Source organism: Streptomyces sp. NPDC059248, assembly GCF_042753905.1.
GTDB lineage: Bacteria > Actinomycetota > Actinomycetes > Streptomycetales > Streptomycetaceae > Streptomyces.
The window spans coordinates 25,834-33,070 of record NZ_JBHYZV010000077.1 but is presented as its reverse complement, the minus strand read 5'-3'; the positions used below and the strand labels follow the sequence as shown (position 1 = coordinate 33,070).

The 7,237-nt window shown below is 68.8% G+C and carries 6 protein-coding genes and 1 CRISPR repeat array; all 6 genes read left to right on the top strand.

Features of this window, described 5'->3' with window-relative positions; translation table 11 throughout:
- The first annotated feature begins 108 nt into the window (after window positions 1-108).
- The 6 genes from ACFXG1_RS26970 to ACFXG1_RS26945 are packed head-to-tail and all read left to right on the top strand — an operon-like array spanning window position 109 to window position 5,685.
- Window positions 109-1,446: a hypothetical protein gene (locus tag ACFXG1_RS26970; protein ID WP_384744911.1), complete on the top strand. Its 1,338-nt coding sequence runs from the start codon at window positions 109-111 to the stop codon at window positions 1,444-1,446.
- A 47-nt stretch (window positions 1,447-1,493) separates the two neighbouring features.
- Complete coding sequence (locus ACFXG1_RS26965; protein WP_384714125.1) at window positions 1,494-2,069, top strand: phosphoribosyltransferase domain-containing protein; 576 nt, start codon at window positions 1,494-1,496, stop codon at window positions 2,067-2,069.
- Entirely contained in the window at window positions 2,066-3,223 is a 1,158-nt protein-coding gene (locus ACFXG1_RS26960; protein WP_384714122.1) for a glycosyltransferase family 9 protein, read from the top strand. Before ACFXG1_RS26965 ends, ACFXG1_RS26960 begins: the two co-directional genes overlap by 4 nt.
- Window positions 3,220-4,356: a hypothetical protein gene (locus tag ACFXG1_RS26955; RefSeq protein WP_384714119.1), complete on the top strand. Its 1,137-nt coding sequence runs from the start codon at window positions 3,220-3,222 to the stop codon at window positions 4,354-4,356. The genes ACFXG1_RS26960 and ACFXG1_RS26955 overlap by 4 nt, the downstream gene beginning before the upstream one ends.
- Window positions 4,341-5,102: an SDR family NAD(P)-dependent oxidoreductase gene (locus tag ACFXG1_RS26950; protein WP_384714116.1), complete on the top strand. Its 762-nt coding sequence runs from the start codon at window positions 4,341-4,343 to the stop codon at window positions 5,100-5,102. Before ACFXG1_RS26955 ends, ACFXG1_RS26950 begins: the two co-directional genes overlap by 16 nt.
- Complete coding sequence (locus ACFXG1_RS26945) at window positions 5,095-5,685, top strand: histidine phosphatase family protein (protein ID WP_384714113.1); 591 nt, start codon at window positions 5,095-5,097, stop codon at window positions 5,683-5,685. The genes ACFXG1_RS26950 and ACFXG1_RS26945 overlap by 8 nt, the downstream gene beginning before the upstream one ends.
- Window positions 5,686-5,895: 210 nt before the next feature.
- A CRISPR array of direct repeats spans window positions 5,896-6,247; the repeat unit is 29 nt; unit sequence GTCGTCATCAACCCAGGAGGGTTCGCAAC.
- Window positions 6,248-7,237 lie beyond the last annotated feature (990 nt).

Here is a 7,237-nt window from a genome sequence, read left to right as displayed (position 1 = left end):
TCCGTGTGCGGTGCAGCTTAGACACCTTCACCACACCGGAGGTCTTCGTCATGATCAAGACCCAACCAGCGTCAACAACGCTCGTGGTCAATACAGCTAGTCGCCGATGTGGCCGCCGGGCGTCGACGGCTGCCCGCGGCGGCACGGTACAAGCTGTACGGGCGGGACGACGCCGACCCGGCGGAGATCACGCCGAGCCGTCATCTGCGCAGGGTCGTCGCCTTCGGCGGGTTGAGCGAATGCGGCAAGAGCACCAGTGCCGAGTTCGTACGGCGCGTCTGCGGAGCCCAGCGCCTCAAGATCGGCTTTCTGCTGCGGCAGGCGGCGCACCGGGAAGGGCTCGCGGATCCATACGCGCTCTCGGCCCGGCGCCAGGCCGAGCTGCTGCTCGCCGAGCTGAACCGCTTCGCGGACGCCCATGTCGACACCCGGTTGTTCACCGTCGAATCGGTCCATGACGACGCCTCGATCACCGAACTCAAGCGTTTGATGGGCGACCGGCTGCGGATCGTCTACCTCGACGCGTCCTTCGCCGTACGCGTCGAGAGGGGCGGGGCATCGGCGCACGCCGTCGCCGCGAAGGACGAGATCAAGATGAGTCGCGGAGCCCACCAGGTGGCCGCGGTCGCCGACGACGTGATCGACAACTCGGGCAGCGTCATCGCCCTGCGCGCCCGGCTTCGTCGTATCGCCGTCCCGCCCGGTACCGCCGAGCTGCGGGTCGCCACTCCGTATGGGCTGGGCCTGCCGGCCCCGATCGCGTCGGCGACCGCCGACTTCACCGACGCGATACGGGCGCACGGCCCCGCCGTACGGCTCGCGGCGCTGACCGGAAGCCCCGGCGAGGGCACCTGGACCAGCGGTTGGTCGGACCTGGACCTCCTCGTGGTCGCCGAGCACAAGGCGTTCGGTGGGATCCACGAGGCCCTGACACGCTATCGGGCCGCCCTGAACGGCGCGGTCGCCCTCGGCCCCACCCTGGTGACGCCCGGCGAACTGACCGCCGAGCGCCTCACCCCGCGGCTGGACTTCGCCCTGTATCAGCTTCAGCGGGGACGGCCCGTCCTGTACGCCGCCCCGGGCATCGAGCTGCCGACGATCACCCGCGACGAGCTGGCCCTGGCCGCCTTCCGCGAGCTCCCTCAAGTCGTCATCACCCTGCGCCGACTGCGTATCGACGCCGGTCCGGACACCTTGCGGCAGCTCTACAAGCACCTCGTCCTGGCCTGCCGTCTGGTCCTGCGGGAACACGGTCGCTGGGACGCGGGACCCGACATCATCCTCGGCGCGGCATCTCGTCTGCCGGGTCTCACCGGCTTCGCCGTGCCCTCTTCGGCCGAGGTCGCGGCCGCCTGGCGCGACGGGAACGTCGGGACGGTCCTCGACCCGGTGGTCGCGGCCGTCGACCAGCTCCTCGCCTGGTACGCCAGCCAACTCGCCGCCTGAGCACTTCCCCTTCTCCTCTATCCCTCCTTTTCGACAGGAGCTTCGCCATGCCCGAAACCATCACCGTGCCGCCTTTCTCGGCCCGGATCGTCGAACGTCTGGGCGTCGGCGCCACGAGCAGGCGCGAACGCGTCATCCACTCCCTGGACGGCCTGGAGGCCCCGGTCCACCCCGACGCCCTGGCCGCGACCGGGACCCGCCTGTGGCGACGCGTACAGGAACAGGCGACGGACGGACCGCTGTCCGTTGACTTCCTCCTCGGCCTGGACGCCGGAGGCATCCTGCCGACCGTCTCCGTCGCCGGTGCCGCCCGGCTGCCGTACAAGATCGCCTGGAAACTGCATCTCCCGCTGGACGGCGTGGTCCGCTTCCGTGAACCGCACGCGATGCGCACCGACGTCTTCGCGTACGGCATCGCCCCGGGGCAGCGCATCGTGCTGGTGGACGACGAGGTCACCACCGGCCGAACCCTCGCCGACCTCACCCGCCGTCTCCGCGAGGCCGGCGCCGTCCCCCTGGTGGCGGCCTGCCTGGTCGAGGACACCACGCGCGGGGCCCGTGACCTACTCACCGGTCTCGGTCTGCCGCTGGTCTCCCTCACCACGGTCGAAGGCCCGGAATGACCTCGATCGCCTCGGCGGCCATCCGGTTCCGGCCCGGTTCGCGGGCCGTACCCGCCGGGGCCGTCCACACCACTCCCCTCGGGTACGACCGCGCCGACTTACCCGTCGGCGTACCGCTCCCCGTTCCGGCGTCGGCGGAGCTCGTCCACCGGCTGAGCGGCTGCGGCGAGATCCTGGTGGCCTTCGAAGGAAAGCTCGGGGACACTCTGCTCGCCCTCTCGGCAGTCCGCGCGCTGGTCGAGTGGCTGCGGCTGCGTTCGGTGCGTGTGGTCATCCGGGCGGTGGGCCCGTACACCGGGCTGATCACCCGTACCGGACTCATCACATGCCCCACGGTCACCACGCCCTGCGGGCGTCGTGCCGTGATCGGCGACCGTGCCGGGGTCGAACAGCATGGCGCGGACGCCGCGGTGAACGTGGTGTGCGACCCTGCCGCCCCACCCTGCTGGTCGAGTGACGGCCGCGCCCACCCGGATCTGCCCGCACGCCACTACCTGGTACTGGAACGGCGGCTCGGCGTCCGGCTGCCCGGCACCGCACCTTTCACGCCCGTCCTCACGACAGCGTCCACCCAGCTCGTCGAAGACCTGCGATCGGCGGGCTGGCTGACCGGTCTCACGATGGCCGCCATCACCGCGACCAGCTGGCCGGAGCGCAAGGACTACACGGCCCGGCGTTACGTCGCCCTCGCCGAGCACATCGCCGAGCGCCACCAGTCCCAGGTACGGCTGCTCCTCATCGGCGGCGACCCGGCCGAGGGGGTCCACGTCTCCCCGGAGGCACCGAGGCGCCATGTGCAAGCCCTCCACCTCGACGGTGTCCCCGCCGACCAGCTCGTGGACCTGTTCCCGTACTGCCACTTGGTCGTCGGAAACGACACGGGCCTCACGCACCTCGCCGCGATGGCCGACGGCGGGAGCGGCGGCGGGCCACCGGTCGTGGGGCTGTACGCGCGCCACGGCCACGGCAAATGGCGCACCGGGCTGCCCCACCACCACGCCGTCGCCACCGAACTGTCCGACCGAATGCACCAGGGTGACCTCTGCCCGGTCCGCGACGCCTTCGCCCCGGACGGAGACTTCCATATGGACGCCTTCCCGCCGGCTGCCCTGGCCCAGGTGTGCCTCGACCTGCTGAACGGGGTACGGCAGTGACCGCCCGGCCGCTTCTGCGCATCGGCCCGGTACGGCACTTCACCCGCAACCGGATCCTTCCCGTCGACATCCTCGGCCGTCCCCTGCTCCTGAAGTACACGCGAGGCCGGGACGAGGCCCGCGAGGAGATCCGCGGCCACGCCCGCCTCGCCGGGCACTACCGGGTCCCCGCCCTTCACGCCCATCTGCGTGTGCCGGGTGGACATCTCCTCGCGTACGAACGGCTTCCCGGCGGCAGAGACCGTGGGCTTCTGCTCGACCTCCTCAATGGGGACGTGACGGGCGGTGATCTGCGCGCCTATATGGAGCAGCTCACGGCCGCCTACCGCGGGGTCGTGCTGGCGACCGCGGCGCGGACGGATCCGGCCCGGATCGTCCAGAAGCTGTACGGGGAACGAGCCGCTCCGGGCGGTCGGCTGGACACGTACTACGCCGGACGGGACTTCCTCGTCGCCGACGGACTGGTCGACATCCCGATCTCCCGTCTCGGCGCCCACACCTTGATCATCAATGGCCGCCGCCACCGCCTCGACTGGGACGCGGCCCTTTGCGGATTACGCGCCCACTTCTCCACGGGTCGGCCCGTCTGGGCGGCCCTCACCCAGGGCGACCCGACCGACGTCAACCTCGCCGATCCCCTGGCCTGGTTCGACTACGACACGGCGGGGATGAACAGCGTCTTCGGTGAGTTCGCCAACTTCCTCTGGTACGCCTCCGTCCTCGGCGGCTGGCTCGTACCGATGTACAACCCGACGGCCTTCGCCGATCACCCCGCAACGTTCGCCCACGTCCCGGTCAACACCCCGCAGATCCGACGCGCGGACGTCGACCGCACCACCAGCACCATCCATATCGATTACGTCTCGCGTCTCTCGCCGCCCCGCCGAACCGCCGTGGCCATGTACTGGACCGGACTCGTACGGCCGGTCGTCGACCGTCTCTGTCCCAGGGCGGATCTCGCGAGCCTGCTCCGCCCCTATCTGGCAATGCGGATCCTCGGCGTCTACAACCTGGCCGAGCTGGCCCCCGAGGACCGACTCGTGCTCGTCGTCCGGCTCGCGGAGGCGATGAGTGGCGCCTTCGACCCCACCACCTACTTCATCCCGATGGAGGCACCGTGTCCGGCCCCTTGAACGGCCGCACCGCCTTGGTCACCGGAGCCACCGGGGGCATCGGCGCGGCCCTCGCCGACCGCCTCGCCAACGACGGCGCCGCGGTCGCCGTCGCCCACTTCGACGACGACCGGGCCGCGGCGGAACTCACCACCCGGATCACCGGCAGCGGCGGTAGCGCCGTCCCGCTGCCCGCCGACCTTCGCGACGCCGACGCCGTACGTGTGCTCTGCACCCGGGCCGCCGATCTACTCGGCCCGATCGACATCCTCGTCAGCAACGCGGGTGCCTACCCGCGCCGGCCATGGGCAGAAACCACCCCCAACCACTGGGACCAGGCACTCGCCACCAACCTGACCAGTCACTATCTCCTCACCCACGAGCTGACGCCCACCATGGCCGCCGGTGGCTGGGGCCGGATCATCACCATCGGCTCCGTCCTCGCCACCGCAGGCCGACATGACCTCGTCGGCTACATCAGCGCCAAGGCCGGCCTCGAAGGGCTCACCCGCGCCCTCGCCCGTGAATTCGGCCCCGTCGGTATCACCGCGAACTGTGTCGCCCCCGGTTCGATCCGCGTCCCGGCCGAGGACACCGTCGTCCAGGACCCGGAGGCCATGACCGCCCGACAGCTCGCCCGCCAGTGCGTCCAGCGGCGGGGGCGTCCCGACGACGTCGCCGCCGCTGTCGCCTTCCTCGCCACCGACGACGCCGGGTTCATCACCGGCCAGACCCTGCGCGTCGACGGGGGCTGGATCCTTGGCTGACATCTGGCTGATACGCCACGGCACCTATGCGGGCCACCGCCCCGGCCTCCACGCCCCACACGGCGCCGCCCTCACCGCGGAAGGCCGCCAGCAGGTGCGTCGCGCCCTGCCCCTCCCCGACGACATCACCGCCATCGTCGCCAGCCCGATCCCCCGCGCCCACCAGACCGCCACCCTGATCTCGCACCTCACGGGCCTGCCGATCATCGCCACCTCCGGCCTCCTCGCGGAATGGCGCGCCCCGAGCATCGTCCTCGGCCGTACCCCCGAGACATATCCCCCGGCCTACCGCACCTGGCGCACCCACCGCCTGACCACCCCCTCCTCACGCTGCGAAGACGGCGAAAGCCTCACGGACTTCCACACCCGCGCCCATCACTGCGCGACGTTCCTCCACCACACGGCACAACACCACGGCTCGATCCTGGCCGTCTCCCACTTCCTGCTCCTCGGGGTTCTGACCCGTCTCCGGGAGGGCCCTGCTGCCTTCGCTGCTGCTGCGGCGTCTTCGTGGGCATTCGCTGAACGTCGCCGCCTTGATCCGGCCGGCGGACCCCGAGAGGGCAGACTGATCGACAGATAGGAAGTAGGGCCAGTCACAACTGGTCCAAGGAGCCGACTCTCTCCGCTGAGGAGGGTCCACATGGCATGCTTGAGCCAGCCGCGTGACCAGATCCCGGTGGCCCAGTCGCACCAAGCCTGACCTGCGCATTTGCATGACCATCCGACCACTGCAGAATGCCCAGTTTCAGAGGCTCAAAGAGGGCCATTGACCTGCGACTTTACCCTCGGGGTCGTCATCAACCCAGGAGGGTTCGCAACCCGTCCGGCCCGACGCCGACCGCGGCTCCGTCGCCGGGTCGTCATCAACCCAGGAGGGTTCGCAACCTCGCCATCCCCGTCGCGGAAGAAGCGCCCGGCGGGTCGTCATCAACCCAGGAGGGTTCGCAACGGTTGGCCGGGTCCTCCGGGTGCCACCAGAACCGTGTCGTCATCAACCCAGGAGGGTTCGCAACAACATACCGACGGGCACGGTCAGGTCGGGACTGTCGCCGTCATCAACCCAGGAGGGTCCCCAACTCGATTGCGAGGAGGGTGTCGAGCTGGGGGCTGTTGGTCGTCATCAACCCAGGAGGGTTCAGCACGGAGGCGACAGGCCACCCGAAATTCGATCCTTCAACAATAAATGAAGGGGGAGCAAGCACCCTGCACGAGTGGCTTGAGTTACTCCCACTCGTGCCGCCGTTACGAGTTCGAACCTGGGTTGCGCTGCTGAGGGATACGGGAACCGATGGCTCCGAGTCCGAGGCCACATCCATGGCAAGAGTCACCGCGCGTCATAGCCCAGGCGATAGTGACCGCAGCACTCAGAGCCAGAAGTTCCGCATTGACCCTAGAGGTTCCCGCAGCCGCACGGCTATGCACGTACATGCCAAAACATGCGACGAAGACTGACCACCGGTGGTTTGTATCACCGCATTCTTGGCCTGGTGCTCGAATCATGGCGCTTTCTCCAGTCGCTGTCGAGTGTAGTTCCCCTTCATTCTTCACGTCTGGCGCCCACGATGAGGCCGCGACACAATCAGGCAACCCATTCGGCGCTATCACGCCCCACAGGGAAGTCGGCACCCAATCGGGCTGCCGACTCCCCTCATCCCAATAGGGGTGATGACGAAGAATGAAGAGCAACAACACTGTTGCGATCCCTCTCAGGGCAGCAACAGCACCTTGTCACCGAAGTAACCAGGCGCGAACATGCTAGCCCGCAGTCTGAAGCCAGGCATACACGCAGTCGCGTTGCGACCGTTCGCCAAGTGCAAAGCGCGACGCGTCCGGAGACGAGCTTCACTGCCCCTCCTGGCCACACACCCCAAGGAGTGCCGTGGCACAGGACACGGCAACCCGTCGGTAGCGCAGGCCGCCAGGTCACACCGCTTTGCCTTGAACCCCTCCCGCACCGCACACTGCTGACCGCCCCAAGCAACCGCATGCGACTTCCCCGCTTCACGGCAATCACCAAGCGGGCGAAGCCTCGTAGCACACAAGAATCGTTCAGGTGAGATTCTCAGGAGAGTCACCATCAGTCAGTTTTTCCTATATACCCTGCAAATCATGACAGATAACGATCCCCTGTA

Excerpts from the sequence above, each read along its gene's own strand:
- ACFXG1_RS26960 (WP_384714122.1), top strand. The coding sequence starts at position 2,066 with ATGACCTCGATCGCCTCGGCGGCCATCCGGTTCCGGCCCGGTTCGCGG.
- ACFXG1_RS26965 (WP_384714125.1), top strand. The coding sequence starts at position 1,494 with ATGCCCGAAACCATCACCGTGCCGCCTTTCTCGGCCCGGATCGTCGAA.